This is a genomic window from Arthrobacter sp. TJ-265, assembly GCF_058269135.1.
The window spans coordinates 904,445-928,491 of record NZ_JBZCND010000001.1 but is presented as its reverse complement, the minus strand read 5'-3'; the positions used below and the strand labels follow the sequence as shown (position 1 = coordinate 928,491).

Below are 24,047 nucleotides of genomic sequence, written 5' to 3'. Positions count from 1 at the left end.
GGCCGGACGGGCCGGAAGATCTGTGTGGGTCAGCCGACGCGGGCGAGCGCGGCTGCCAGGGTGGTGGTGGAGCGTGCGGGGATGTAGGGGACGGTGACGGTCCTGCCGCCCCAGCTGCTCACGAGTGCGGCCTCGGGGAGGTCCTCGGCGGCGTAGTCACCGCCCTTGACCCAGATGTCGGGCTGCAGGCGGGAGATGGCGTTCTCCGGCGTCGACTCGGAGAACACCAGGACGGCGTCCACGCATCCGAGGGCCGAGAGCAGCTCCGCCCTGTCCTCCTGCTTGATGATGGGACGACTGTCCCCCTTGAGCCCGCGCACCGATTCGTCCGAGTTGAGGCAGACGATCAGGCAGTCGCCGAGCTGCCGTGCCGCGGCGAGGGTCCGCGCGTGCCCGGCATGCAGCAGGTCGAAGCATCCGCCGGTCGCGACGACGGTCCCCCCGGCCTCACGCGTCCGCCGTGCGACGGTCAGGGCGTCGAGCCCGTCGACCGGCAGATGCTGCGGCGCGTCCTCGCGCTGCCGGCCCAGCGCGCCGACACCCCCGGAGGCGAGGAAGTGCGCGGCGGCCTCGGTCGCCTGCTGGGCGGCCGCGTCGATCGGCGACCCCGCGGCGAGCCCGACGGCGAGCGCCGAGGCGAAGCGGTCACCGGCCCCGCAGGGATCGGGTGCGCTGACCCGGGGCGCGGGCACCACCTGCGGCAGGAGGCCCGCCGCGGCGACGAGGGCCCCGTGGTCGCCCATGGTGACGAGCACGGCCCTGCTCCCCCACGCGGCCAGCAGGACGTCGGCGGCTGCTGCCGCGGCCTGCGTCCCCGACCCCTGGACGTCGGCGAAGCGCAGGGCCTCCCCGAGGTTCGGCGTCACCGCGGCCACGCCCGGGACCGGCAGGGCGCCGGCGGGATGGGGATCCCACACCACCGGGATCGTCCGGGCGAGCATCCCGAGGCGCGCGCGCAGGTCCTCGTTGGCGAGCAGGCCGCGGCCGTAGTCCGCCGCGATGATCGCATCGGCCCCGTCGAGGGCGGCCAGCATCTCGTCCGTGGATCCCGGCACGGGAGGCGTCGCGCAGCCCTCGTCGAACCGGACGATCGCCTGGCCCGAGGCCCGGACCCTCGTCTTGACGGGGGTGGGCGCGCCGGAGGGGCCCGCGACGAGGGTCACGCCGTCGAGCTCGGCCCGCAGGAGTCCCGATGCCTCGTCGTCCGACAGGACGGTGACCAGGACGGCGTCGTGTCCGTCGGCGTGCAGCATGCGGGCCACGAGGCCCGCGCCGCCGGCGCGGCGCTGGACGTCGTCGACGTCGACGACGGGCACGGGCGCGTCCGGCGACAGCCGTCCGGCCCCGCCGGAGAGGTCCGTGTCGAGGAGGACGTCCCCGACCACCACGATCCTCATCGCTGCTCCTCCCGACGGCGGCGGTGCACCTCGGCGTCGAAGGCCCGGCAGATCGCGTGCAGCGCGATGAGGTGGCCCTCCTGGGCGTTGGCCGACTGCGCGTCCACCGCGACGAAGTCGTCGACGCACTCGGTGAGCGGGTTGGGTCCCGCCCCGGTGAGCGCCCAGGTGGTGATGCCCGCCGAACGGGCGGCCTCGACGGCGCGCAGCAGGTTGGGGCTCCTGCCGCTCGTGCTCAGGAGCACCAGGATGTCCCCCGCCCGGCCGTGAGCACTCACCTGACGGGCGTACAGGTGGTCGAACCCGTAGTCGTTGGCGATCGCCGTGACCGCGGAACTCTCCGCATGGAGGGAGATCGCCGAGAACGGCTCGCGCTCGCCGTCGAACCGGCCGACGAGTTCCGCCGTCAGGTGCTGGGCCTCTGCGGCGGAACCGCCGTTGCCGGCCGCGAGCAGCCGCCGGCCGGCCAGGAGCCGGTCCGCCATCTCCACGCCCCAGCCGGCCAGGGTGCCGGCGTTGAGCGCGAGGGATTCGAGGGCCGGTGTGACCGCCCGGAGGTGGTCCAGGACGAGTCGCCGCGAGTCCTCCTGCACGGTGTCCGGGACGAGGTTCGGACGGATGTCGGACTGGATGTCCGTGAGATGCGTGGTCACAGTGCCCTGCCTCCTGTGCTTTCGAGTCGACGCGCGGCACTACGCCGCGCGGTGGCCGGTTCTGCGGGTGCTGCGGCGGCGAGGGCCGCCTGGTAGGCCTTCTCCGTGTCGGCCGCGATGCGGCTCCACGAGTACCGTGCCTTGACGCGGCGGTAGCCGCTGGCGCCGAGCTCGCGGGCCCAGTCGGGCTGGCCCACGATGTCGGAGATCGCGGCGGCGATGGCCGCCGGATCCTGCGGCGGCACGTGCAGTCCGGTGGTGCCGTCCACCACGGTGTCGACGAGGCCGCCGACGGCCGCGGCGATCACCGGGACGCCGCACGCCATCGCTTCGAGCGGGACGATCCCGAACGGCTCGTACCAGGGGGCGCAGACCACCGCGTCGGCGCTGCGCAGCACCGCGGGCATCTCCACCCGCGACACCTGCCCGCGCAGCACCACGCGGTCGGCGACGCCGAGATCGACGGCGAGCGCGCGGAGGCGCTGCGCCTCCGGGTCGTCGTCGAGTCCGGTCGAGCTGCCGGCGCCGCCCACGATGTGGAGTTCGACGTCGTCGCGGCCCAGGTCGGCGAGTTCGCGCATCGCCCGGATGACGAGGTCCATGCCCTTGCGCGGGACGAGCCGTCCCACGCTCACGATGCGGTGCTCGCGTCCGCGGCCCTCCACCGGCCCGTGCGGCGTGAACAGCTCGACGTCGACGCCGCACGGGGCGATCGACACGCGGCTCCCCGGGACCCCCATGGCCTTGAGCTCGAACACCTCGTCCGAGCAGGTCGCGACGATGCGGTCGGCGCTGCGTCCCACCATGGCCTCGAGCATGAGCCGCTCGGACGGGCTGGTGTCCTCGGCGCCCTGGTGGCGGCGCTTCACCGTACCGAGGGCGTGGAAGGTCTGGATGACCTGCACGGGCCGGCCTGCGGCGCGCGACCGTCCGGCGGCATCGAGGGCGGCGAGCCCGGACATCCAGAAGTGCCCGTGCACGATGTCCGGCGGTTCCGGCCCCCAGTCCGCCATGATGCCTTCGGCCAGCTCGCCCATGTAGGGCAGCAGCAGGTCCTTCGGGACGTTCCGCACGGGGCCCGCGGTGATGTGCACGACCTCCAGGTGCGGATCGGTGCGCACCCGGTCCGGCAGGGCCGGGTCGTCGCGGCGCGTGTAGACCGTCACGTCGTGTCCCCGGCGTGCCAGCGCGAGGGACAGCTCGGCGACGTGGACGTTCTGCCCCCCGGCGTCGACACCCCCCAGCGCGGCGAGCGGACTCGCGTGCTCCGACACCATAGAAATCCTCACTGGGCTTTCCTCTCTGTTACCGCCAGGACGCGGTGCCGCGTGGGTTCCTGCTCCAGGATGTCGTCCCAGTCGGCCAGGAACCGGGCCAACCCGTACCGCGCCAGCACCGCCTCCCGTGCTGCCCGTCCCCGGGTCCGGGCCTCGTCGGGGTCGTCGATGAGCCGTGCCGCCATGCGGACGAGGTCGTCGACGCTCGTCGAGATCGCCCCCGCCTCGGGGGGCACCGCGCGTGCCGCCTCCGTGGTCGCCAGCGCGAGCACGGGGAGCCCCACGTGCATCGCTTCGAGGAGCGAGAGCCCGAGGGACGTCCAGCGCAGCGGGTGGACGTAGGCCCGGGACCGTCCCAGCCGTGCGTGCAGCTGCGCCATGGGCAGGTCGCCGCCGATGCGCAGCTCTCCGGGTGCGAGATCGAGGGCATCGGCGAGCCCATCGGTCCCCATCCCGAAGACCTCCAGGGGCGCGACGCCCGCGAAGCGCGGCAGCAGGTCGGTGCCGGTGATCCGGCCGCGGCGCACCGGCTCGTTGATGACGGCGGCGAGCTGCTCCAGCTCGCCCGTGTAGAGGTAGCCCGGGTCCACGATGCCGTGTTCGATCACGGTGGTGTCTGCACGGCCGTTGTCCCAGAAGAGGGCGTTGAAGTGCGTGACGTGGACGATCGGGATGGTGGTCTGGCCCGCCAGCGGATGGACCGTGCCGACGATGTCGCGGCGCGGTGTGTTGTGCTCGAGGAAGACCGCGGGGAGGTCGCAGCCCGGGGTGCGCCGCAGGAGCCGCTCGCACTCGGCGATCTCCGCGACCCTCTGCAGGACGACGACGTCGATGTCGGCGTCGGCGAGGTCATGAGGTGCCACTTCGATGACGGAGGCCGGCCAGTCGCGGCCCGCACGGCCGAGGCCCCAGGCTCCGCCGTCCGGCGTGGTCGGCAGCACATAGGTGTGCTCCCCCCGCACGAAGGCGTCGGTCCACCCTCCGTGCACGTGCCATAACAGGATCCTCATCGGTGTCCCCTCGTTGGTCGGCGGCCCTCGGTGCGGCCGATGCTGCGGCGTGAGCCGAGTGACGATATCCCGGAGCTGAGCCGGAGCACGGCGTCCATGACGTCCTCCGGGGAGACGCCGGACAGGCAGGGATGCCCCTGCACGGGGCAGACGCGGGCCCGGCTGAGCGCGCAGGCCGCGTCCTGGTCGCCGAGCAGTTCCACGGGCACACGGTAGGGCGCCCAGCGTACCGCCGGGACCACGGGCGAGAACAGGCAGACGACGGGCGTGCCGACGGCGGCCGCCAGGTGCGCCGGCCCGGTGTTGCCGGTGACGATGACGGACGCCCCGGCGATGACGGAGCCCAGCGTGGCGAGGTCCGTCCTGCCTCCGAGGTCCAGTGCCTCGGGGCCCGCGACCGTGGACGTCAGGTCGGTCTCGTTCGGCCCGCCGGTGACGACCACGCGGAAGCCCGCGGCGGTCAGGAGCTCGACGGCGGCCGCGTGGTGGAGCGGGGGCCAGGCGCGCGCGGGCACGGTGGCACCCGGGTGGACGACGACATAGGGTCCGCTACCGACGAGGCCGGAGGCGTCGGTGAGGCCCGTGACCTGCAGCCGGCCGTCGTCCTCCGGGGGCAGGGCGTAGCCCGCCGCCTCGGCGATGCCGAGCGCCCGTTCCGCTTCCGGCTGGTCCTCCGGGAAATCCTCGCCCGGCTTGAGCCGGACGTCGAGGAGCGATCCGGCGTAGTCGACGGACGCCCCCGCGATCCGGCGGACCCCGGCGAGCCGGAGCAGCAACGCGAGCGGCAGCGGCGACTGGTGGAACGAGGTCAGGAGCACGGCCTCGTCCACGGCGAGCGCCACCACGGCATCGTTCAGCTCGGTCATCAGCTGCGGCGTGGGCTCGGGGGCCGGGTCCACGATCCAGGGGGCGGACCAGGTGATGACGTCGACGACGCCGGGCAGCAGCCGCGCGGCGGCGGCGCCCTGCGGCCCGCACAGCATGACGACGTCGTTCGGGGAGTCCCCGTGGTCCCCCGCGGCGATGGCACGGACGGCGGGCCCGGCGAGGAGGACGTCGCCGGCGCTGTCCAGGCGGGCGACGAGGACCCGGCGCCTCACGGCGCCCCCGTCCACAGCGTGTCGACGGCCTCGGCGAGGGTCCGTGCGACGGCGGGAGCCGACCGGATCTCGTCCTCGAGCGTGACGCTCGTCGGGACGAGGACGGCCCGCGCACCCGCGGCGGCCGCGGCTCCCATGTCCGCCCCGATGTCCCCGATCACGGCGACGTCCCGGGCCTCGAGCCCCAGGCGGGAGCTGGCCGCCAGGACCATCCCCGGAGCGGGCTTGCGGCACGCGCAGCCGTCGTCGGACCCGTGGGGGCACAGTTCCCAGACGTCGAACGGTCCGAGCAGTTCCTCGACGCGGGCGTTGACGGCGTCCACCTGGTCACGGGTGATGAGTCCCCTCGCGATCCCCGACTGGTTGGTCACCACTCCCACCGGGATGCCGCGGGAGCGCAGGCCGTCGAGCACCTCGCGCGCCCCGGGCATGGGCCGGACGAGCGCGGGATCGCCGTTGTAGGGGACGTCCACGACGATCGTCCCGTCGCGGTCGAACAGGACAGCCCGGGGAGCTGTCCGCGTGGGTCCGGCCGAAGTATGCATACAGGCTTAGTTCCCGGACAGGAGCACTGCTAAACACTTTCCGTCGAACTTCTTCTCGGGAGGCGCTCTCGCATGCCCAGCGAGGTGCAGCACTCATCCTCTGGCAGGATCATTCCCATGACTCCCGAGGGCACCAGCACCACAGGCACGTCCGCTCGACCGTCCGGGCCCGATTCGGGGCCCGGTCCGCGGCCGGTGCCGGCCTCGACCCCCGCACCGGACGGGCGCCCCGAGATCCTGGCGCTGCGGGCCCTTAAGCTCGGGGACCTCCTCGTGGCGGTGCCCGCGCTGAAGGGGTTGCGGCGTGCCTTCCCGGAGCACCGCATCCTCTATGCCGCCCAGGAATGGCTCCGTCCGATCATTCCGCTCACGGACGCCGTCGACGACCTGCTGCCCACCCATGGTCTGGACGACCCCCTGCCCATCGAGCACGGCCGGATCGACCTCGCCGTGAACCTCCACGGGAGCGGCGGGGAGAGCCGGGGGCGTCTCGAGGAGATCGGCGCACGACGCCGGATGGGGCACCGCTCCCCGGGCTGGGACGGCCCCGAGTGGCGCACCGGCATCCTCGAGCGTGAGCGGTGGGCGTCGCTCATGACCTGGCACGGGGTCCCCGCCGACCCCCTGGACTGCAGGCTCCGTGTGCCCGAAGTCGGGAATCCGGCGCCGGGCGCGGTCGTCGTGCATGTCGGGGCCGCCTACGGGAGCCGGCTCTGGCCTGTGGAACGGTTCGCCGAGGTTGCACGCACCCTGGCCGCCGCCGGACACCGGGTGGTGTTCACGGGTAGCGCCAAGGAGCGTCCGCGCGCCCTCGCGGTCGCCGACGCCGCGGGCCTGCCGGAGGCTTCGGTCGCCGCCGGGGCCCTGCCGCTCGACGTCTTTGCGGGACTGGTGGCCGGCGCTTCCCTCGTGATCTCCGCGGACACGGGGGCGGCACATCTCGCCTCGGCCTATGCGCGGCCCTCCGTGGTGCTGTTCGGGCCCGCGCCGCCCTCGGAGTGGGGCCCGCCGCCCGGACCCCACACCGTCCTGACGGACGAATCGGTGCGGGTCGGTGAGACGTTCTCCGCCACACCGGATCCGGCCCTCCTCGCCGTCACCCTGGACCAGGTGCTGGCCGCGGCGGCGGACCACGGGATCTCCTAGGCGATACCGGACCGCACGGGGTGCTCGGCCTCGGCGACGGGGGCGCCCAGGAGCCTCTTCTGCAGCTTCACCAGGATGCGTGCCAGCGCCCGCGAGACCTGCATCTGGGACATACGGAGGTCGTCGCCGATGCCCTGCTGGGTCTGCTCCATGAAGTACCGGCGGTAGAGGAGTTCCTTCTCGCTGCCGCTCAGTTCGTTGACCGCACCGCGCAGGGAGATCAGGTCGTCGCTGCGCTCCGCGCCCCAGGTATCGCTCGCCAGGGTATCGGCCCACGTGCGCCCCTCGACGGGCGCGTCGAGCGACACCGGCCGGAGGCTCGACGAGCAGGCCTGCGCTTCGAGGACCCTGCCCTCGGGCCGGCCGAGCTCGAGCGCCAGCTCCCGGGCGGTGGGCTCCCGGCCGAGCCGCTGTGCCAGGGCGGGAGCCGTCCGGGCGATCTCCGTGCGGAGGTCCTGCACCTCCCGCGGCGGCCTGACGACCCAGCAGGAGTCACGGAGGTAGCGCTTGATCTCACCGCTGATGGTGGGGACGGCGAACGAGGCGAACGCGATGCCACGCGAAGGGTCGAATCGCTGCACTGCCTTGATCAGTCCCAGATAGGCGACCTGACGGATGTCGGCTGCTTCGGGGCCGCTGACCGCGAAGGACCGCGCGACCGATTCGGCGATGTCCAGGTGCCGCAGGGCGATGTCGTCCTGCAGGGCGGCTTTGAGGGGCCTGTCCCGAGGTGCAGGACCGGCCTGAGCATCCACGGCAGCTGCATCGGCGGAACGGCTCGGGCGCGCCAGGACGGTCGGCCGGGCTTCGGCGGTGGTCTGCATGCTGTTCTCCGATGGGCGCTGGACACTCACGTGTCTCAACCAAACATCAGCACGCTTAGTAAGCAAGGGTGCTCGGCAAGAAAAGCACAATCAGCCGGGGGTCTTCCCTTTTCCGCCGCGTGGAGGTACAGCACGGTGGTCCGTGCCGGCCGCCGCCGGGCATCGTCCCTTCCGATGGCTTCGGACCGTTGTCACGGCGGGTGCGTGGTGGCAGGATCACAGCGGGGTCACCCTGGGACCCCCGTGAAGTCATCGCACACGAGCGCATCGAGGAGTTGTTCATGAACTGGACGCTGGAGGTCGTGGTCGTGCCGGTGGCCGACATCGACCGCGCCAAGGCCTTCTATTCCGACAAGCTTGGCTTCGTGGTCGACCACGACATCACCATGGGTCCCGGCCACCGGCTCGTTCAGCTCACGCCGCCGGGCTCCGGCTGCTCGGTCGTGATCGGCGAGGGGGTCGTACCGCGGATGCCCCCTGGCTCCCTCCAGGGACTGCAGCTGGTCGTCCCGGACGTGGTCGAGGCGCACGCGCAGCTCGTGGAGCGCGGCGTCGACGTCGGCGATATCCAGGTGATGGGCGGTGACCCGGATGCGGTGCGGCAGGGCGGGACGGCCCTCGACAACGTCGGGTTCGTGTTCTTCAGCGACCCGGACGGCAACGGCTGGGCGGTGCAGCAGATCTCCGCGCGGGCCTGATGGGGCGTCAGGAGCCGCATGGAGGTGCCACTGACGGGTTCAGTGCAGCTCTGTCGAATTGCCCCCCTTCCCCGGTAGGGAATGCTCGCTGCTACGCCGGCGCCGCCGTCCGCATGCGGAGGGCCGGCGAAACGCTTCAGGGCGCTCCCATCAGAACCGCGGCCGATCGACGACCCACCTACGGGAATGCCTTCCCTCGCATGCTGAGGTCCTTGAACGCGACCACCTCACCGAAGAGTTCCTCTCCGGTGGGAACGAAGCCGAGCTTGAGGTAGAACCCTTCCGGACCATGCTCGCCTCGCTCCCACAGGACGGAGATGCGCTCCACGCCGCGGTCACGGGCCTCCTCTTCCAGGGCATTCACGGCGAACCGTCCCACGCCGCGTCCTTGAGCGGACGCGGCCACGCTGAGTCGCCAGATGCCGGCACGGAATGCTTCGAGTTCGTGGTCGGGATCGAAGTTACCCATGATGAAGCCCAGCACGTCGTCGCCGTCAACCACGACCCGTGGCCAGGCCGTGGGGTTCACGTAAGCTTCGGCGATCGATTGCACAACCGGTGCGACGAAGGCCTCCTGTTCGGGCCGGAGCGTGATGCCGACGGCCTTGCCGAGGTTCTCCGGAGTCAACGGCACAAGTTTCATGAACCGACGATAGGTGCAGTTGCGGTCACGTGCGGTCCTGATCGGCGAACAGGAACAGGTGCTTCAGACGATCCATACCGGGATAACGAGGCGTGCTGGACGAGGGCCTGCTGGACGTAGGGCGACAGAGCCGCCGTCATGACGGCGGCCAGGACCGCATGCCCCTGGTCGTTGGGGTGGAGTTGGCCTTCTTCGGGGTAGAGGTATGGGAGGTGGTCCTCACCGAAGATGCCCCGCTGTCCCTTGATGAATGGCAGTCCTGTTTCCTCGGCACATTCGCCGTGCAGATCGAAAACCCGCCGGCCTTTCGGTGGTTCCTGGAGCGTCGACGGCCAGTACGGTTCCACGACGAGGACCTGAGACTCGGGCAGGGCGTCCCGGAGCGTGGTCATGTCCTGGATCATCACGCGGCGGAGTTCGCTCTCCCGGTCAGGGATGCACTCGTAGTCGTTCTGCCCCAGAGCGACCAGAGCAATCTGCGGTTGAGCGTTGATGACCATCTGCAAGGGGTGCAATGGAAACGCGTCTGTGTCGCGCCGACGGATGAAGCCCAGGCCGTCCACGGAGAAATTGTGCTCCTCCAGATTCAGGCCGGCACAGGTGATGCTCGTCCAGCGCTTGCTCGGGTCCGAGATCCCCCGCCATCCTGTGCCGATACTGTCTCCGTAGATCCCCATTCTTGTAGTCATCGGCTCACGCTAGCAACGCACCGGGCCGATGCCCTGCCATCGCCGCGAGTGGCCGGCAGAGGATCCTTGACGATACCCGGCGGGTTCAGAACCGGAGATTCTCCGGAATCAGTTCTTCGGCACGATCCGTGATGTCGAAGAACAGGTTCATCACCGGGCCCAGGGGGTCTTCTACGGGGGCGCCGTCGAGCCACGCCTGCAGTCGGGAGGACAGGGCGGCGCCCGCTTGATCCCACCATTGGATTCGATCGGGAAGTATCACACCGACGCGGACGTAGTCCGCCGCTTGGTGGAGCACGGCCCACTCGATGGAGTCTCGCCTGACGTTCATCGAACCGCGGTCCCGGAGGTGCTCTTCGACTTCAGCGAAAAGAATCCAGTCACGCCACCCTCGGGAAAGTGTTGTGAGGTCAGGAACCGGAAGCAAGGTCATGGCCATCCTTCCAGATGCATTCCCGGCGATACGGTGCCACCCTGCCCGTACCGAGCCCGGCCCTCCCGCCGAGCGGTCGCCCGTCGGACGTTTCGCCGGTGGGTGCGACGATCGTTGTCGGGGATCGGTCGGGTGATTGCCCATGTGGCGGTCGAGGGTCGATCGGAACTGGGTTGTTGGTACGGGTCGGCTCGCTTCGAGGCGGCCGGGAGTGCGGCGTCCGGAGTTGCAAGAGGTCTCTGCCTCCCGGGCGAGGGGCTTTCATCAGGACACTGGGTCCCGCAGGCGGGTCAGCTGGGCACGGTAGGGACGGTGGCAGCGGGCCCGGCAGCGTTGGAGCCCTCGGCTGCGACACCCTCGCTCGAGGCCGCGCCCGCCGCCGTGTAGTTCCAGCGCGGCGCACCGAGTTCCCGGATGACGGTCTTCAGGTGGCTCCGCAGCTCCTCGGAGACCAGACCCCCGCCGGCCACCAGGGTGCGCTCGATGTCCTCGGAGGCCTCGAGGACCTGGCGCCCCGCGGGCGAGATCGAGACCATGTGGGAGCGCCGGTCCAGATCGTTCCGCACACGCGTGACATGGCCCCTGGATTCCAGCCGGGAGAGGGTCTTGCCCATCGTCTGCGCCTGCACACGCACGATCTGGGCGAGACTCGCCTGCGTCATTGCTCCCTGATCAGCGAGGACACCGAGGGCTATCACTCCGGCGTGGGTCACTCCGATGTCGACCAGACGCTCATTCCATGCGTGCTCGACCAGACGCGCCGCTGTCGTCAGCAGTCGACCGGTGGGCCATTGCTCCAGATCGGGCATAGAACCGTGCACTTCCTCTCGCTCACGAGACCGGCGGCCTCCATCGGCGTCGGACCTTCCATCTATGATAGCTAGGCTGGCTGCCCGATCTCTCCATTCCGGCCACCAGGGCCCCGGCCCTGCGGCGCGTCCCGCGACGCCGCCGTCCCATCGATTCTCAGGAGCATGCATGTCGCAACGACTGACCACGGGCGCTGGTGCCCCCGATTTCACGCTCAGGGATGCCTCGGGCCAGGACGTGACGCTGTCCTCCCTCAGGGGCACCAACGTCGTCGTGTACTTCTACCCGGCCGCCGCCACTCCGGGCTGCACCACCGAGGCCTGCGACTTCCGCGACAACCTGGCCTCGCTCGGCGCGGCCGGTTACAAGGTGCTGGGAATCTCCCCGGACCCGGTGGGTAAGCTGGCCGCCTTCTCCGAGAAGGAATCGCTCACCTTCCCCCTCCTCTCGGACGAGGACCACGCGGTCGCCGAAGCGTACGGGGCGTGGGGCGAGAAGAAGAACTACGGGAAGACCTACGAGGGCCTCATCCGCTCCACGGTGGTGGTGGACCCCGAGGGCAGGATCGCGATGGCCCAGTACAACGTGCGCGCCACCGGTCACGTCGCGAAGCTGCGGCGCGACCTCGGGATCGACCGGTAGGAAGCCTCCAGGAACCACGGACGCCGATCCATTGGCGTTACAGTGAAGGACATGGAATGCCCTCCGCGTGAGCGGCATCCCGAGCGCGAGTGGCGGAATTGGCAGACGCGCTGGATTTAGGTTCCAGTGTCTTCGGACGTAGGGGTTCAAGTCCCCTCTTGCGCACAGTAAAACGCCTAGTCAGAGGCACATTGGTCGGGTTGGTGTTGATGAAGTTGGCAAATGTGTTGATGAGGACCGTACTATTCCGGTCATGGCGAGCATCAAACACGAGGTTCGATCGGACGGGTCGACCCGCCACCAGGTGATGTGGCGGGACCCCGAGACGCGCAAGCAGCGCTCGCAATCCTTCGACGATCCGTCCGCCGCGGAGACGCTGAAAAACTTCCTCAACGCCAACGGGCAGAGCTTCGCGCTCGCTGCCGAGGCTGCGGCGGATCTCCGCTCGACGGCGCCGCGGGTGCGCGAGGTCGTGAAGGAGCACATCGACAACCTGACCGGCATCGAGGCCGGCACCCGGTTCCGATACCGGAAGCTCCTTGAGAATCACATCGACGTCCAGCTCGGCAGCATCCCCGTCGACCGGCTGAAGCGCTCGCAGGTGCTCGCTTGGTTCGAGGGCATGGCCTGTGGCGGACAAGACCCGGAAGAACATCCACGCCCTGCTCTCCGCCTCGCTGGAGACAGCCCTGCGCCGCCGCCTCGTGGCCGAGAACGTGGCCAAGGGCATCCGGGGCCCGAAGTCACCCGTCAGAACCCGTGAGCCAGTCTTCATAAGCAAGGCGCAGGTCGAGGTCCTCGCCGACACGATCGACCCGCGGTACTCGACGCTCATCCGCTTCTTCGCTGCCTCCGGGCTTCGCTACAGCGAGGCCACAGCCCTCCGCCGGCGGGACGTCCGCAAGCACGAGGACGGCCGCTACGTCGTCCACGTCACGCGGGCGTGGAAGAAGATCGAGAAGGGCTACGAGCTCGGCGGCCCGAAGAGCCCGAAGAGTCGCCGCACGGTGGCACTGCAGCGGTCGCTGACGCCAGCGGTCGCCGAGCAGCACCGAGGTCTCGGACCCGACGACCTCGTCTTTCAGAACACGAAGGGTGATCCACTGCGCTCCGACCTCTGCCGCCGCGTGCACTGGCTGCCCGCGATGCAGCTCCTGTTCGACAGGGAGGCCGAACGGTATTTTGACCAGGCACCCACCCCGCACGACCTGCGGCACACACACGCGAGCTGGCTGATCGCCGCAGGCGTCCCGCTGCCCGTCATCCAGGTACGGCTGGGGCACGAGACCATCACCACGACCGTGGGCACATACGGCCATCTTGCGATCGACGCGGACTCTAACGCCGCCGATCTCCTGGGATGACAAAGAGAAGGCCGCCACCCGCATGGGTGACGGCCTTTCTCGGCGACGACTACTTCTTGCTTCGGTTCAGCCTCTGAAGGAGGCTTTTGCGCTCGTACATCTTGCGCTTCCGGATGACCTGCGCTGCTCGTTCGTCTGAGCGGCGGTAGTAGGCGTCCGGATCCTTCAACAGTTCCTCAGCTCGATCGTCCCACTTCGGCGCGGGTACGTAGCTGATGCCTGCGTTGTAAGCATGTGCGGTCATTTTTCAGTCCTCCCGTTCGCCGGAATCGGGTTGTTGAGCACCATTGCGATTCCGGATGCCAGTAAAAGACCAACGCATCGGATGAGCACTTCGTCGTTGTCGTCGAGCTCCCCGACATCCGGTGCGTCTACTGTCAGCATGCCATAGATCTTTTTCTTCGTGCGTACCGGAACGCTGATAAAAGTCTGGTAGTCCCGCTCGCGCGTGGGGTCCCATCCGGGCAGTTTGCAGTCGGCTGTGTCGAGCACCGTGACCGACCGGTTGCCCGCCATGGTCTTAAAGATGTGGTCGCCAGAAGCTGTCCCCTTATGGAACTCCGTTTGGGGCTGCGTACCTCGTCCGGTGTGGATCTGCGGAATGAGCCGCTCCTTCAGCTTGTAGTGCTGGGGGTAGACCCGGTAGTAGGTCGCGCGTAGTCGGTTCTGGCCGGCGACATGCCGCGCCGTGACGATGGCAACGTTCACTAGCTCCCCCAGGTACTTGTTCTGAAGATGGCCGTTGCCCGCCTCGCTGACCTTCACCAAGGCGTGGAGGAGCGGCTCAAGACCGTCACCAAGCTGAGCCTGGAACTTGTCGAGAAGGGAGGCATCACGCTTCTCATCGAGGCTCTTGAAGAACGGAGCGGCCCCGGCCGCAATGATTGCGGCAAGCAACGCTAGGACGAACCAGAGCCAGTAGCTTGGATCCTGGCGGAACAGGTGCTGGAAGAAGAAGGAGGATATCCCTCCAGCGACAACGAAGATCGTCGTTCGCCAGTACAGCCAAAATTTAAGAAGGGACACGAGGGTCAACCCTAGTGGAGTGCATCACAGGAGTGCACCGAGCCGGGGGCCCTGCGCGCACGGCTCCCCCGCGCATCCCGGAGTCGGCGAACGAGCATTGGATTCCACGCCCGTGCGGCCTCGGTGTCGAGCAGCTGGTTCACGCGCTGGTAGAAGGCGGTCGCCGTCACGTTGAAGAGCTGCCCGATGTCATTCTCGCGGGCGCCTTGACACTTGTAGTTGAGGCTTGGGCACGAGACCATCACGACGATGGTCGACACATACGGGCATCTAGCGATCGATGCTGACTCGATGGCGGCCGATCTGCTCGGGCAAGAATGCACCCTAGGATCGGAGCATGAACTGGGGAGAAATAGCGTCGCGAGCTGACTGGGGATCCGTTCCAGAATGGTTCGGAGCAGCAGGAACGATTGCAGCAGTAGCCGTAGCCCTAGGGGCTAGCTGGAGCACACGCCGACAACTGCATGATGAACGAGAAGCCGCAGTGATTGAACGCAGGGAAGCGGCTGAGGACCGGAAACGGTTCCGCGCTCAGCATGATCGCGAGCTAGCGGCCGAGCGCCGTCATAGAGCAGGTCGCGTGTCTCTAACCAGTGAAGTCAGGTACCAAGATGAGCGCCGTGTCCTTTCTTGGAAAGTGCTCGTAGTGACCAACGGCGGAGAGGAACCGATCAGGAGCGTCAGCGTGCTCATTGTCGACACGAGCACGGGGCAGGAAGTTGGGGTCATTGAGCGGTGGCCGATGATTGCAGGTAACGGGACTGAGTCGACGGGTGCTACCGCGAGAAAGGAGCCAGGCCAGCACCGCGAAGTGGCCTTCACGGATAGCAACGGCGTGTCCTGGTTGCTCACAGAACACGGCGATCTCCGCGAAGCTGACCCCGATACGTCGCGCCCTCTCGTCCTATAACGCTTCGCGGTAGCACGCCAGCGGATCGCGCCGAGCCGAGTAAGCCTCCGCTCGAGGCCGGCGCGCATGTCGCGGAGCCGGCAGGCGAGCATGGGGTTCCAGGCGAGGGCCGCCTCGGTGTCGACGAGCTGGTTGACGCGCTGGTAGAACGCGGTGGCCGTCATGTTGAAGAGCTGGCCGATGTCGGTTTCGCGGGCGCCTAGGCACTTGTAGTGGGCAACGGCCATGGTCAGCATGTGCTGATCTCGTTCAGTCAAGGGACTTGAGGACCTACCGCCGTGTCAAGACTTGCACTGACTTGTTAGTCTGTTGATTTTGGGAGTCGGGTTGAGTAAACAGCCTGGCTCAAAGCTCGTCGGACGGCCCGCCATGAGCTCTGCAAACGAGCACCTGATCCCCCCTTCTGGGACTTCATACAATATCGAGCACTTAATTGGTTGCCCGACCGGCACCGTCGAGCAGTACTTTGCCGATGGCGTGCTCCGATGGTCGGACGAGCTGTACCGCATCCACGGCTACGAGCGCGGCGACATAGTTCCGACGCTCGATCTGGGCTTGTCCCACATCGAACCCGCCGACCGTGATGCCGCTCGCCACTTCTGGGAAGGTATCTCCAGAACGGGCGCGCCCATGTCGGTGTATACGTCCATCCGCGACGTCAATGGTCGAGTCCACAAGATCCTCATCTGCGGTGACAGCATCGTTGAGGGTGCCGAAGTTATCGGGCGGTGGGCCCTGGTCGTGGACCTCACGCGGTCGGTCTATGGCGATACGCAGCAGACCGCCAACGAAGCCGTCGCTGCGTCTGCGTTGCGCCGCGCAGTCATCGAGCAGGCCAAAGGCGTCCTCATGGGCCACGCGGGCCTGGACGCTGCGGAAGCCTTCGAATGGATCAGCTCATACAGCCAACGGACGCACCGTAAGGTCGTCGTCGTCGCGCAGGAGATAGTTGATCGCGCGGGGAAGCTAATCAGGGTAAACCAGCCTCAATCTCGCGACCAAGCCCTGCTGGACCTATTCCGCGCACTGTAAGTCGTGATCGGGGCGCCAGCGCTTGCTGATCCCCTCAAGCAGCCGGCGGTGGAAGGTGCCAGCCTCCCCCCTCTTGCGCACCATCACCACCACGCACCGGACCGGACCGACGCCGCATCCGCCCGCATCGTCGCAGGTCACGGCCCGGTCACGGAATCGGCCTGGGATACCTTCCCGAGAAATCCGACCCATCCACCTCTCCGGCACGCCCGAAGTACCTCCGAGACATCGACACGATGTGTTTCACACGACAGTCACAGACCGAGGCAGATGCCGGGTCGTAACTATGGAGGAATTTCATGCAGATCACCAAGCGTAGGAACCTGTCCATCCTGGGTATCGCGGCAGTCTCGATGTTCGGCCTCGCGGCCTGTGGCGGAGGCGACGAAGCAGCGTCCGGTTCGGACTCGAGCAGCATGGCCGAGGAGACCACCATGGCCAGTGAGTCCCCCTCGATGGAGGCCAGCATGAGCCCCTCCGCTGACGCCATGATGGACCCCGCAGCGAACCTCGTCGGCCCCGGTTGCGAGGGCTACGCCGCTGAAGTTCCCGAGGGCGACGGATCGGTGGCCGGCATGGCGCTCGATCCCGTGGCGACCGCCGCCGGCAACAACCCCCTCCTGACCCAGCTGACCGCTGCCGTCTCCGGCGGCATCAACCCCGAGGTAGACCTCGTGGACACCCTCAACGGCGGCGAGTTCACCGTCTTCGCACCGGTCGACGACGCCTTCGCGGCACTGCCGGCCGAGACCGTCGAGGGCCTGAAGACCGACACCGACGGCCTCAACAGCATCCTCACCTACCACGTGGTCCCGGGCAAGATCCAGCCGTCCGAGCTCGAGGGCACCATGCAGACCACGGTCCAGGGCGCGGAGCTGGAGGTCACCGGTTCGGGCGACGAACTCCAGGTCAACGGTGCCAACGTGATCTGCGGCGGCGTCCAGACCGCCAACGCCGTCGTGTACCTGATCGACACCGTCCTCACGCCCCCCGCCGGCTGAGGACTCCCCCGCCTCCCTGGCGCATCCCTCTAACATGTCCCAGGGATCACGGACGGGCCCTCGCACCCCTCGGGGTGAGGGGGCCCGTTCGTGTGTCCGGACCGGCCAGTCCCTGGGCGGGCCGGACAGGACCATCGCCTACACTGGGGCATTCCAGCCACCGGCCCATGACGGACCGGCCCCCTGCCCTTCGGAGACCGACGCCAGTGAACAACCCTGCCGCGCGCCGCACCAGCCACGCACGGGCGACCCACGGTGTGAAACGCGTCGCCGCTATGGCAGCCGCCCTCGTCTCAGCGGTATCGCTCGCCTCCTGCACGGTGGGCCAGGTTCCGTCCCCCGAACCCGTGACGACGACGTCGGCCCCGGCCTCGGACGCCGCCACGTTCACGTTCGGCACGGCCGCGCATCCCCGCACGCTGGACCCGGCGCTCGCGAACGACACCGAGTCCTACCGCGTGAGCCAGCAGATCCTCCAGGGACTCGTGGGCGTCGATCCGCTGACCTCCGAGCCGACGCCGCTCCTGGCGGAATCCTGGGACGAGTCGGACGACGGGCGGACCTACGAGTTCACCCTGCGCGACGACGTCGTCTTCCAGGACGGCGAGGCGTTCGACGCCGCCGCCGTGTGCGCCAATTTCGACCGCTGGTACACGCTCCCCGAGAGCGCGCGAGCCGCTACGAACCGGCTGCCCTTCGAGAACGTGTTCAAGGGATACTCCGACACCCCCGAGGTGAGCCTCTACGAGGACTGCACCGCGACCTCGGCGCACACCCTGGACCTCCAACTCACCTCCCGGATCACGGGGCTGATCCCGGCGCTCGCCACACCCGCCTTCGCCATGTCCTCGCCCGCCGCGCTCGAGGCCGGTGCTGCGGACGAGTTGACCGGGACACGGGACGGCGCCCCCATCTCCCGCTACGGCCAGGCGCCCGTCGGAACCGGACCGTTCCGACTCGTCTCCTGGGAGGAAGGGTATGTGGAGCTCGCGTTCTTCGACGACTACTGGGGTGAGCGCGGCGAGGTGGATCGCGTGGTCTTCACCACCATCGCGAACCCCGACTCCCGGGCGCGCGCCCTGACCTCGGGCCGGATCGACGGCTACGACTTCGTGTCCGTCGACAGCGCCGTCGACCTCGCCCGCAACGGTCTCCAGTTCCTGCAGCGCGATCCGTACTCCGTGCTCTACCTGGGCATGAACCAGGGCTTCCCCGGCGTCGACGACCCCCTGTTCCGCGAAGCCGTGGCGCACGCCATCGACAAGAGCGCCCTCATCGACGGCCGTTTCCTCAACGGGACGAAGCCGGCCCGTCAGTTCATCCCCGAGAAGCTCGGTGTGAGCAACGAGACGGTCGAGGATTACGGCTACGACGTCGAGCTCGCCAAGGACCTGCTCGAGCGCTCCGGGTACGACGGGCGCGAGCTGCCCTTCTACTATCCCCGCAACGTCTCCAGGGCCTACCTGCCCTCCCCCGAGAAGGCCTACGCGGAGCTGAGCCGGCAGCTGACCGAGGCCGGCTTCAACATCAAGCCGGTACCCGTCGACTGGAGCGAAGGCTACGTCGAGGCGGTCCAGCAGTCCGGGGACCGGGCGTTCCACCTGCTCGGATGGAGCGGCAGCTACCAGGACCCCGACAACTTCGTGGGTGCACTCTTCGGCATGTACTCGGAGGAGTTCGCCTATGAGGACCCGCAGCTGTTCAGCAAGATCAACCGGGCACGGGGACTGCCTGCGGGCGAGGACCGCACCGAGGCCTATGCGGACATCAGCGCGCAGGTCTCCGACCGGATCCCGGCCGTCCCGCTCGCGTTCCCGATCTCCGCGCTGGCGATGAGCCCGCGCGTGACGACCTACCCCGTGAGCCCCGTCATGAACGAGGTCTTCAACCGCATCGACCTGGCCGATGTCGAACCCCGGCCGACGCCGTCGGACTGAGCTGCCCGGCACGGCATCCCGGGGGCGGCCGCGACCTCAGGACGATTTAAGTTCGGTCACCACCAGACGCTAGTGTTTGTCTCCTAGTGACCTCGCGACTGGAGACTCCGTTGACCACAATCCATCAGGGCACGCCCGCCAAGACCACCGACGTCGTCCTGATCGGCGGCGGGATCATGAGCGCCACCCTCGGCGCGTTCCTCCGGCAACTGCAGCCCGAGTGGGACATCTCCCTCTTCGAACGGCTCGACGTCGCGGGCCTCGAGAGCTCCGACCCCTGGAACAACGCCGGCACCGGCCACTCGGCCCTCTGCGAGCTGAACTACTCCCCCGCGGGGAAGGACGGTTCCGTCGATCCGGCGAAGGCCGTGGCGATCAACGAGCAGTTCCAGGTCTCGCGCCAGTTCTGGTCGCACATGGTGTCCGAGGGGTTCATCGGCGACCCCCGCACCTTCATCAACCCGGTGCCTCACATGAGCTTCGTATGGGGCCAGGCCAACGCCGAGTACCTGCGCCGGCGCTACGAGGCACTCAGCCCGCAACCGCTGTTCAGCACCATGGAGCACAGCGAGGACCACGACACCATCGCGGGATGGACCCCCCTCGTGATGCAGGGCCGCAACCCCTCCCAGCCCGTCGCCGCCTCGCGCGTCGAAGGCGGCACCGACGTCGACTTCGGTGCCCTCACGCGCCACCTCACCACCTACCTCGAGGGAACCGGCGTCGACCTGCACTACGGATTCGATGTCCTCGACGTCGCTCGGGCGACCGACGGCCGCTGGGACGTGAAGGTCAGGAACAAGGCGACCGGCGAGACCAGCACCGTCACCACGAAGTTCGTCTTCATCGGCGCCGGCGGAGGCGCCCTGCACCTGCTGCAGCGCAGTGGCATTCCCGAGGGCCGCGGGTTCGCGGGCTTCCCGGTCTCCGGCCAGTTCCTGCGCTGCACCGATCCGGACCTCGTGGGCCGGCACAACGCGAAGGTCTACGGCCAGGCGTCGGTGGGTGCCCCGCCGATGTCCGTCCCGCACCTGGACACGCGCTTCGTTAAGAGCGAGCGCTCCCTGCTGTTCGGCCCCTACGCCGGTTTCTCCACCAAGTTCCTCAAGAGCGGTTCCTACCTGGACCTGCCGACGTCGATCCGCCCGTCGAACCTCGTGCCGATGCTCGCGGTCGCCAAGGACAACATGTCCCTGACGAAGTACCTCATCACGGAGGTCCTCAAGAACCGCGATGCCAAGAACGACGCCCTCACCGACTTCCTGCCGATGGCCGAGGGCGGAAGCTGGGAACTGATCTCCGCGGGCCAGCGTGTACAGGTCATCAAGAAGGCTCCCGGGAAGGGCGGCGTGCTGCAGTTCGGCACCGAGGTCATCACCTCCTCGGACGGCTCGGTCGGTGCGCTCCTCGGCGCCTCTCCCGGAGCGTCCACGGCGGCGCCGATCATGGTGGAACTGCTCAGGCGATGCTTCCCGGCCAAGATGTCCGGCTGGGAGCCGAAGCTCAAGGAGATGCTGCCCGGGTACGGCGTCAAGCTCAATGAGACTGCGTCCCTGGCAGCCGAGGTGCAGTCGATGACCGACCGGGTCCTCAAGCTCGCATAACGTCCGACGGAGCCAGCCGGCCGGTCGACCTCAGCATCAAAGGCAGGTTCCTTGTTCCGTCTGGCTCACTTCTCCCTGGGCAACAGGGCGCTGATCGCGCTGATCACCATCCTCGCTTCCGTCTTCGGCGTCATCACCCTCGGCTCCCTCAAGCAGGAACTCATCCCGTCCCTCGAGTTCCCGCAGATCACGGTCATCTCCGCGCTGCCCGGGGCGTCCCCGGAGTACCTCGACCAGCAGGTCGGCGGGCCGCTGGAGGCGGCGCTGAGCGGCGTCGAGGGCCTCGAGTCGTCGTCGTCCACCTCGCGCTCCGGCATCTCGACCGTCAGCCTCGTCTTCGTGTACGGCACGAACCTCGACCGGGCCCGGGCGCAGGTGGACCGCGCGATCTCCACGGTGCGCCCCACCCTGCCGGAGGACGTCGAGCCGCAGGCCCTCGCCGGCAGCATCAGCGACCTCCCGATCGTGTTCATGGCGGTCTCCTCCGACCAGTCGCTGAGCGAACTGAACGGCGACCTGGCCCGGTTGACCGTCCCCCGCCTGCAGAAGATCGACGGCGTGCGGACCGCCGACGTCTCCGGAGGATCCACCCAGCACGTCGCGATCCTTCCGCGCGAGGGTGCCCTCGCGGCCGCGGACCTGACGGTCGGCGACATCAGCAGCACCCTCGAGGACAACGGTGCCCTGTTCCCCGTCGGCAGCCTGGAGGAGGACCCGCGATCGCTGACCATCCAGGCGGGCAGCCGCATCGGGTCCCTCGAGGACATCGAGGCGCTCCCGGTGCTTCCCTCCTCGGACACCCCCTCCCCGGGTCCGGTCAGCACGATCGGCGACCTCGCCGACGTGGGCCTGGCCGACGACGAGCCCACCTCCGTCGCGCGTACCAACGGGATCGAGACGCTCGCACTGACGGTGACCAAGGTGCCCGACGGCGACACCGTGGAGATCTCCCAGCAGATCGTGGGCCTCGTTCCCGAGCTCGAGACCGAACTGGGCAACGCCGCGGACATCACCGTGGTCTTCGACCAGGCCCCGTTCATCGAACGCAGCATCGACGACCTCACCACCGAGGGGCTGCTGGGCCTCGGCTTCGCCGTGCTGATCATCCTCGTGTTCCTGCTCTCGGTCCGCTCCACCCTGGTCACCGCGATCTCGATCCCGCTGTCCCTGCTCATCACGTTCATCGGGCTGTACGTCGCGGGGTACTCCCTCAACCTGCTGACCCTCGGCGCCCTGACGATCGCAGTCGGGCGCGTGGTCGACGACTCGATCGTCGTCATCGAGAACATCAAGCGGCACCTCGGGTACGGGGAGGAGAAACGGGAGGCCATCCTCACGGCGGTGCGCGAGGTGGCCGGAGCCATCACCGCCTCGACGCTCACCACGGTGGCCGTCTTCGCTCCGATCGGCTTCGTCGGCGGCCTCGCCGGAGAGCTCTTCCGCCCCTTCGCCATCACCACCGGGATCGCCCTGCTGGCCTCCCTCGCCGTGTCCCTTACCATCATCCCGGTGCTCGCCTACTGGTTCCTGAGGCGCACACCCCCGGCACCCCACGAGGCCCGCCACGTCGCGGCCCCGGCCGCCTCCGCCGTTCCCTCCACCTCCCTGGCCGCCGCCACATCCCCCGCCTCCCGGGCGGAGCCGTACGATCGGCCGTCCCTCCTCCAGCGCGGTTACCTCCCGATCCTCACCGGCACCCAGCGCCACCCGGTGATCACCCTCATCAGCGGTGTGATCGTCCTGGGCGCCACGGCCGCCATGGTCCCGTTCCTGCCGACCAACCTGCTCGGCTCCTCGGGCCAGAACAGCTTCTCCATCACGCAGACCCTCGCCCCGGGCACCAGCCTGGCGACGACGGCGGAGACGGCGGCCCGGACGGAGGATACCCTCATGGACAACCCGGAGATCCGCGACGTGCAACTGACGGTCGGCAACGCCGACGGGGCATTCGCGGCGCAGTTCTCCGGCGGCGCCTCGGTGGCGACCTTCACCGTCATCACCGACCAGGACGCGGATCAGGAAGGCCTGCAGGAGTCCGTGCGCCAGGACCTCGAGGGCCTCGATGACGCGGGCACCATCTCCCTGTCCAGCCAGCAGGGCGGCTTCGGGACCTCCAGTACCATCGACATCGACATCACGGCGCCCGTCACCGCGGATCTGCAGGCCGCGGACCGCGCCGTCCTCGAGGGGCTCCAGGGGCTCGACGGCGCTGGCGAGATCACGAGCAACCTGGCGGCGGCCCAGCCGCAGGTCCAGATCGACGTGGACCGCACGGCGGCCGTCGAGGCGGGCCTGAGCGAAAGCCAGATCGCGGGCCTCCTCGGTGGCAGCATCAGCCCGGTCCCGGCCGGTTCGGTGCGCTTCGATACCGACGATTTCCCGGTGCTGATCGGCGAGGGGACCACGATCTCGAGCCTCGACCAGCTCCGGGACCTGCGGATCCCGACGGCGACGGGGCCGGTCCCCCTGACCGACGTGGCGTCCGTCGAGGAGGTCCAGGTGCCGCTGTCGGTGACGAGCTCCAACGGTGAGCGCACTGCCCGGATCTCGATCACGCCGTCCGGTGACGATCTCGGCACCCTGACGGGGGCGGTGGACGAGCGCCTGGCCGGCATCGACCTGCCACCCGGTGCCACCGCGACCATCGGCGGTGCCTCCAGCCAGCAGGCGGAATCGTTCGACCAGCTGTTCCTCGCGCTGTGGGCCGCCGTCGCCATCGTGTACGTGATCATGGTCGCGACGTTCAAGAGCCTCCTCCAGCCCCTGATCCTGCTCGTGTCCATCCCGTTCGCGGCCACCGGCGCCATCGCCCTGCTGCTGATCACCGGGACCCCCCTCGGACTGCCCTCCCTGATCGGCATGCTGATGCTCGTGGGCATCGTGGTCACGAACGCGATCGTGCTGATCGACCTCATCAACCAGTACCGCCTCCCCCACGACGGCCGACCGGGGATGCCCGTCGCCGACGCGATCCGCGAAGGCGCCCGTCAGCGCCTGCGGCCGATCCTCATGACCGCGCTGGCGACCATCTTCGCCCTGACGCCGCTGGCCCTCGGTCTGACGGGGAAGGGTGGCTTCATCTCGCAGCCCCTCGCCATCGTGGTGATCGGCGGACTCGTCTCCTCCACCGCGCTGACCCTCGTCCTGGTCCCTGTCCTGTACCGGCTCGTCGAGGGCCGGCGCGAGCAGCGGGCGCTGCGCCGGGAGGCCGCGGCCACCGCCTGACCGGTGGGCCGGCGGGAGGAGGACGGCGTAGACTCGATGCGTCCGTATCTAGTTGCCGGTGCCCCGGCAGGAGGCCCGAAA

At 68.8% G+C, this 24,047-nt stretch carries 25 protein-coding genes and 1 tRNA gene; 11 read left to right on the top strand and 15 right to left on the bottom strand.

From position 1 onward, the window contains the following. Positions 1-29 precede the first annotated feature (29 nt). Genes AC4D2E_RS04445 through AC4D2E_RS04420 form a run of 6 tightly spaced genes read right to left on the bottom strand, consistent with a single transcriptional unit; the run spans position 30 to position 5,982 of the window. Positions 30-1,397, bottom strand: coding sequence for a PfkB family carbohydrate kinase (locus AC4D2E_RS04445; RefSeq protein ID WP_490951776.1), 1,368 nt, complete (start codon positions 1,395-1,397; stop codon positions 30-32). After that, positions 1,394-2,017, bottom strand: coding sequence for a D-sedoheptulose-7-phosphate isomerase (locus AC4D2E_RS04440; RefSeq protein WP_258069795.1), 624 nt, complete (start codon positions 2,015-2,017; stop codon positions 1,394-1,396). The genes AC4D2E_RS04445 and AC4D2E_RS04440 overlap by 4 nt, the downstream gene beginning before the upstream one ends. Before the next feature lie 29 nt (positions 2,018-2,046). Beyond that, complete coding sequence (locus AC4D2E_RS04435; protein ID WP_490951775.1) at positions 2,047-3,339, bottom strand: glycosyltransferase; 1,293 nt, start codon at positions 3,337-3,339, stop codon at positions 2,047-2,049. Then, positions 3,336-4,337 (bottom strand): glycosyltransferase, encoded by a 1,002-nt coding sequence (locus tag AC4D2E_RS04430; protein ID WP_490951774.1) that lies wholly within the window; start codon positions 4,335-4,337, stop codon positions 3,336-3,338. Before AC4D2E_RS04430 ends, AC4D2E_RS04435 begins: the two co-directional genes overlap by 4 nt. Further along, the gene (locus AC4D2E_RS04425) at positions 4,334-5,437 is read right to left on the bottom strand and encodes a glycosyltransferase family 9 protein (protein ID WP_490951773.1); all 1,104 of its coding nucleotides are present in this window, start codon (positions 5,435-5,437) and stop codon (positions 4,334-4,336) included. The genes AC4D2E_RS04430 and AC4D2E_RS04425 overlap by 4 nt, the downstream gene beginning before the upstream one ends. Then, entirely contained in the window at positions 5,434-5,982 is a 549-nt protein-coding gene (locus AC4D2E_RS04420; protein WP_104165556.1) for a D-glycero-alpha-D-manno-heptose-1,7-bisphosphate 7-phosphatase, read from the bottom strand. The genes AC4D2E_RS04425 and AC4D2E_RS04420 overlap by 4 nt, the downstream gene beginning before the upstream one ends. A gap of 117 nt (positions 5,983-6,099) precedes the next feature. Between AC4D2E_RS04420 and AC4D2E_RS04415 the strand changes: the two genes are divergently transcribed. Further along, positions 6,100-7,128: a glycosyltransferase family 9 protein gene (locus AC4D2E_RS04415; RefSeq protein ID WP_490951772.1), complete on the top strand. Its 1,029-nt coding sequence runs from the start codon at positions 6,100-6,102 to the stop codon at positions 7,126-7,128. Here the strand turns inward: AC4D2E_RS04415 and AC4D2E_RS04410 are convergent. Then, positions 7,125-7,952: a sigma-70 family RNA polymerase sigma factor gene (locus AC4D2E_RS04410; protein WP_490951771.1), complete on the bottom strand. Its 828-nt coding sequence runs from the start codon at positions 7,950-7,952 to the stop codon at positions 7,125-7,127. The two genes, AC4D2E_RS04415 and AC4D2E_RS04410, sit on opposite strands and share 4 nt — an antisense overlap. 281 nt (positions 7,953-8,233) lie before the next feature. On the opposite strand from AC4D2E_RS04410, the gene AC4D2E_RS04405 reads away from it, so the two are divergent. After that, positions 8,234-8,650 carry a VOC family protein gene (locus AC4D2E_RS04405; RefSeq protein WP_490909572.1) on the top strand — a complete coding sequence of 139 codons (417 nt, stop codon included), beginning with the start codon at positions 8,234-8,236 and terminating at the stop codon, positions 8,648-8,650. Between the two features lie 178 nt (positions 8,651-8,828). On the opposite strand, the gene AC4D2E_RS04400 is transcribed toward AC4D2E_RS04405, so the two are convergent. The 4 genes from AC4D2E_RS04400 to AC4D2E_RS04385 all read right to left on the bottom strand — a co-directional run bounded on the left by AC4D2E_RS04400 (position 8,829) and on the right by AC4D2E_RS04385 (position 11,224). After that, positions 8,829-9,293 carry a GNAT family N-acetyltransferase gene (locus AC4D2E_RS04400; protein WP_490951770.1) on the bottom strand — a complete coding sequence of 155 codons (465 nt, stop codon included), beginning with the start codon at positions 9,291-9,293 and terminating at the stop codon, positions 8,829-8,831. Then, positions 9,290-9,970: an SGNH/GDSL hydrolase family protein gene (locus AC4D2E_RS04395; protein ID WP_490951769.1), complete on the bottom strand. Its 681-nt coding sequence runs from the start codon at positions 9,968-9,970 to the stop codon at positions 9,290-9,292. The genes AC4D2E_RS04400 and AC4D2E_RS04395 overlap by 4 nt, the downstream gene beginning before the upstream one ends. A 97-nt stretch (positions 9,971-10,067) precedes the next feature. Then, on the bottom strand, positions 10,068-10,415 hold the full coding sequence (locus tag AC4D2E_RS04390; protein ID WP_490951768.1) for a hypothetical protein: 348 nt from the start codon (positions 10,413-10,415) through the stop codon (positions 10,068-10,070). A gap of 290 nt (positions 10,416-10,705) precedes the next feature. Beyond that, positions 10,706-11,224, bottom strand: a complete 519-nt coding sequence (locus AC4D2E_RS04385) for a MarR family winged helix-turn-helix transcriptional regulator (RefSeq protein ID WP_490951767.1) — start codon at positions 11,222-11,224, stop codon at positions 10,706-10,708. A gap of 169 nt (positions 11,225-11,393) precedes the next feature. Between AC4D2E_RS04385 and bcp the strand changes: the two genes are divergently transcribed. The 4 genes from bcp (at position 11,394) to AC4D2E_RS04365 (ending at position 13,231) form a co-directional block, all read left to right on the top strand. After that, positions 11,394-11,867 (top strand): thioredoxin-dependent thiol peroxidase, encoded by a 474-nt coding sequence (bcp, locus tag AC4D2E_RS04380; protein ID WP_490951766.1) that lies wholly within the window; start codon positions 11,394-11,396, stop codon positions 11,865-11,867. An 83-nt stretch (positions 11,868-11,950) separates the two neighbouring features. Further along, a tRNA-Leu gene (locus tag AC4D2E_RS04375) sits at positions 11,951-12,032 on the top strand. 88 nt (positions 12,033-12,120) lie between these two features. After that, positions 12,121-12,630 (top strand): hypothetical protein, encoded by a 510-nt coding sequence (locus AC4D2E_RS04370; protein WP_490951765.1) that lies wholly within the window; start codon positions 12,121-12,123, stop codon positions 12,628-12,630. Further along, positions 12,572-13,231, top strand: a complete 660-nt coding sequence (locus tag AC4D2E_RS04365; protein WP_490952318.1) for a tyrosine-type recombinase/integrase — start codon at positions 12,572-12,574, stop codon at positions 13,229-13,231. The genes AC4D2E_RS04370 and AC4D2E_RS04365 overlap by 59 nt, the downstream gene beginning before the upstream one ends. Before the next feature lie 49 nt (positions 13,232-13,280). On the opposite strand, the gene AC4D2E_RS04360 is transcribed toward AC4D2E_RS04365, so the two are convergent. From AC4D2E_RS04360 to AC4D2E_RS04345, 4 genes are all read right to left on the bottom strand, one after another. Then, positions 13,281-13,475, bottom strand: a complete 195-nt coding sequence (locus AC4D2E_RS04360; RefSeq protein WP_490951764.1) for a hypothetical protein — start codon at positions 13,473-13,475, stop codon at positions 13,281-13,283. Beyond that, the gene (locus AC4D2E_RS04355) at positions 13,472-14,257 is read right to left on the bottom strand and encodes a hypothetical protein (protein ID WP_490951763.1); all 786 of its coding nucleotides are present in this window, start codon (positions 14,255-14,257) and stop codon (positions 13,472-13,474) included. The genes AC4D2E_RS04360 and AC4D2E_RS04355 overlap by 4 nt, the downstream gene beginning before the upstream one ends. 11 nt (positions 14,258-14,268) lie before the next feature. Next, the gene (locus tag AC4D2E_RS04350) at positions 14,269-14,499 is read right to left on the bottom strand and encodes a DUF3263 domain-containing protein (protein WP_490951762.1); all 231 of its coding nucleotides are present in this window, start codon (positions 14,497-14,499) and stop codon (positions 14,269-14,271) included. 322 nt (positions 14,500-14,821) lie between these two features. Continuing rightward, the gene (locus tag AC4D2E_RS04345) at positions 14,822-15,424 is read right to left on the bottom strand and encodes a DUF3263 domain-containing protein (RefSeq protein ID WP_490951761.1); all 603 of its coding nucleotides are present in this window, start codon (positions 15,422-15,424) and stop codon (positions 14,822-14,824) included. Positions 15,425-15,536: 112 nt separating this feature from the next. Between AC4D2E_RS04345 and AC4D2E_RS04340 the strand changes: the two genes are divergently transcribed. The 5 genes from AC4D2E_RS04340 (at position 15,537) to AC4D2E_RS04320 (ending at position 23,966) form a co-directional block, all read left to right on the top strand. Next, entirely contained in the window at positions 15,537-16,199 is a 663-nt protein-coding gene (locus AC4D2E_RS04340) for an ANTAR domain-containing protein (protein ID WP_490951760.1), read from the top strand. 299 nt (positions 16,200-16,498) lie between these two features. Further along, the gene (locus AC4D2E_RS04335) at positions 16,499-17,200 is read left to right on the top strand and encodes a fasciclin domain-containing protein (protein WP_104165574.1); all 702 of its coding nucleotides are present in this window, start codon (positions 16,499-16,501) and stop codon (positions 17,198-17,200) included. A 206-nt stretch (positions 17,201-17,406) separates the two neighbouring features. Next, positions 17,407-19,137: an ABC transporter substrate-binding protein gene (locus AC4D2E_RS04330; protein WP_490951759.1), complete on the top strand. Its 1,731-nt coding sequence runs from the start codon at positions 17,407-17,409 to the stop codon at positions 19,135-19,137. Positions 19,138-19,256: 119 nt separating this feature from the next. Further along, entirely contained in the window at positions 19,257-20,741 is a 1,485-nt protein-coding gene (locus AC4D2E_RS04325; RefSeq protein WP_490952317.1) for a malate:quinone oxidoreductase, read from the top strand. 51 nt (positions 20,742-20,792) lie between these two features. Then, positions 20,793-23,966, top strand: a complete 3,174-nt coding sequence (locus AC4D2E_RS04320) for an efflux RND transporter permease subunit (RefSeq protein ID WP_490951758.1) — start codon at positions 20,793-20,795, stop codon at positions 23,964-23,966. The last annotated feature ends 81 nt before the right edge of the window (positions 23,967-24,047 follow it).

Excerpts from the sequence above, each read along its gene's own strand:
- AC4D2E_RS04370 (WP_490951765.1), top strand. The coding sequence starts at position 12,121 with ATGGCGAGCATCAAACACGAGGTTCGATCGGACGGGTCGACCCGCCAC.
- AC4D2E_RS04360 (WP_490951764.1), bottom strand. The coding sequence starts at position 13,475 with ATGACCGCACATGCTTACAACGCAGGCATCAGCTACGTACCCGCGCCG.
- AC4D2E_RS04405 (WP_490909572.1), top strand. The coding sequence starts at position 8,234 with ATGAACTGGACGCTGGAGGTCGTGGTCGTGCCGGTGGCCGACATCGAC.
- AC4D2E_RS04385 (WP_490951767.1), bottom strand. The coding sequence starts at position 11,224 with ATGCCCGATCTGGAGCAATGGCCCACCGGTCGACTGCTGACGACAGCG.
- AC4D2E_RS04340 (WP_490951760.1), top strand. The coding sequence starts at position 15,537 with ATGAGCTCTGCAAACGAGCACCTGATCCCCCCTTCTGGGACTTCATAC.
- AC4D2E_RS04415 (WP_490951772.1), top strand. The coding sequence starts at position 6,100 with ATGACTCCCGAGGGCACCAGCACCACAGGCACGTCCGCTCGACCGTCC.
- AC4D2E_RS04445 (WP_490951776.1), bottom strand. The coding sequence starts at position 1,397 with ATGAGGATCGTGGTGGTCGGGGACGTCCTCCTCGACACGGACCTCTCC.
- AC4D2E_RS04335 (WP_104165574.1), top strand. The coding sequence starts at position 16,499 with ATGCAGATCACCAAGCGTAGGAACCTGTCCATCCTGGGTATCGCGGCA.
- AC4D2E_RS04430 (WP_490951774.1), bottom strand. The coding sequence starts at position 4,337 with ATGAGGATCCTGTTATGGCACGTGCACGGAGGGTGGACCGACGCCTTC.
- AC4D2E_RS04390 (WP_490951768.1), bottom strand. The coding sequence starts at position 10,415 with ATGACCTTGCTTCCGGTTCCTGACCTCACAACACTTTCCCGAGGGTGG.
- AC4D2E_RS04395 (WP_490951769.1), bottom strand. The coding sequence starts at position 9,970 with ATGGGGATCTACGGAGACAGTATCGGCACAGGATGGCGGGGGATCTCG.
- AC4D2E_RS04350 (WP_490951762.1), bottom strand. The coding sequence starts at position 14,499 with ATGGTCTCGTGCCCAAGCCTCAACTACAAGTGTCAAGGCGCCCGCGAG.
- bcp (WP_490951766.1), top strand. The coding sequence starts at position 11,394 with ATGTCGCAACGACTGACCACGGGCGCTGGTGCCCCCGATTTCACGCTC.
- AC4D2E_RS04400 (WP_490951770.1), bottom strand. The coding sequence starts at position 9,293 with ATGAAACTTGTGCCGTTGACTCCGGAGAACCTCGGCAAGGCCGTCGGC.
- AC4D2E_RS04410 (WP_490951771.1), bottom strand. The coding sequence starts at position 7,952 with ATGCAGACCACCGCCGAAGCCCGGCCGACCGTCCTGGCGCGCCCGAGC.
- AC4D2E_RS04420 (WP_104165556.1), bottom strand. The coding sequence starts at position 5,982 with ATGCATACTTCGGCCGGACCCACGCGGACAGCTCCCCGGGCTGTCCTG.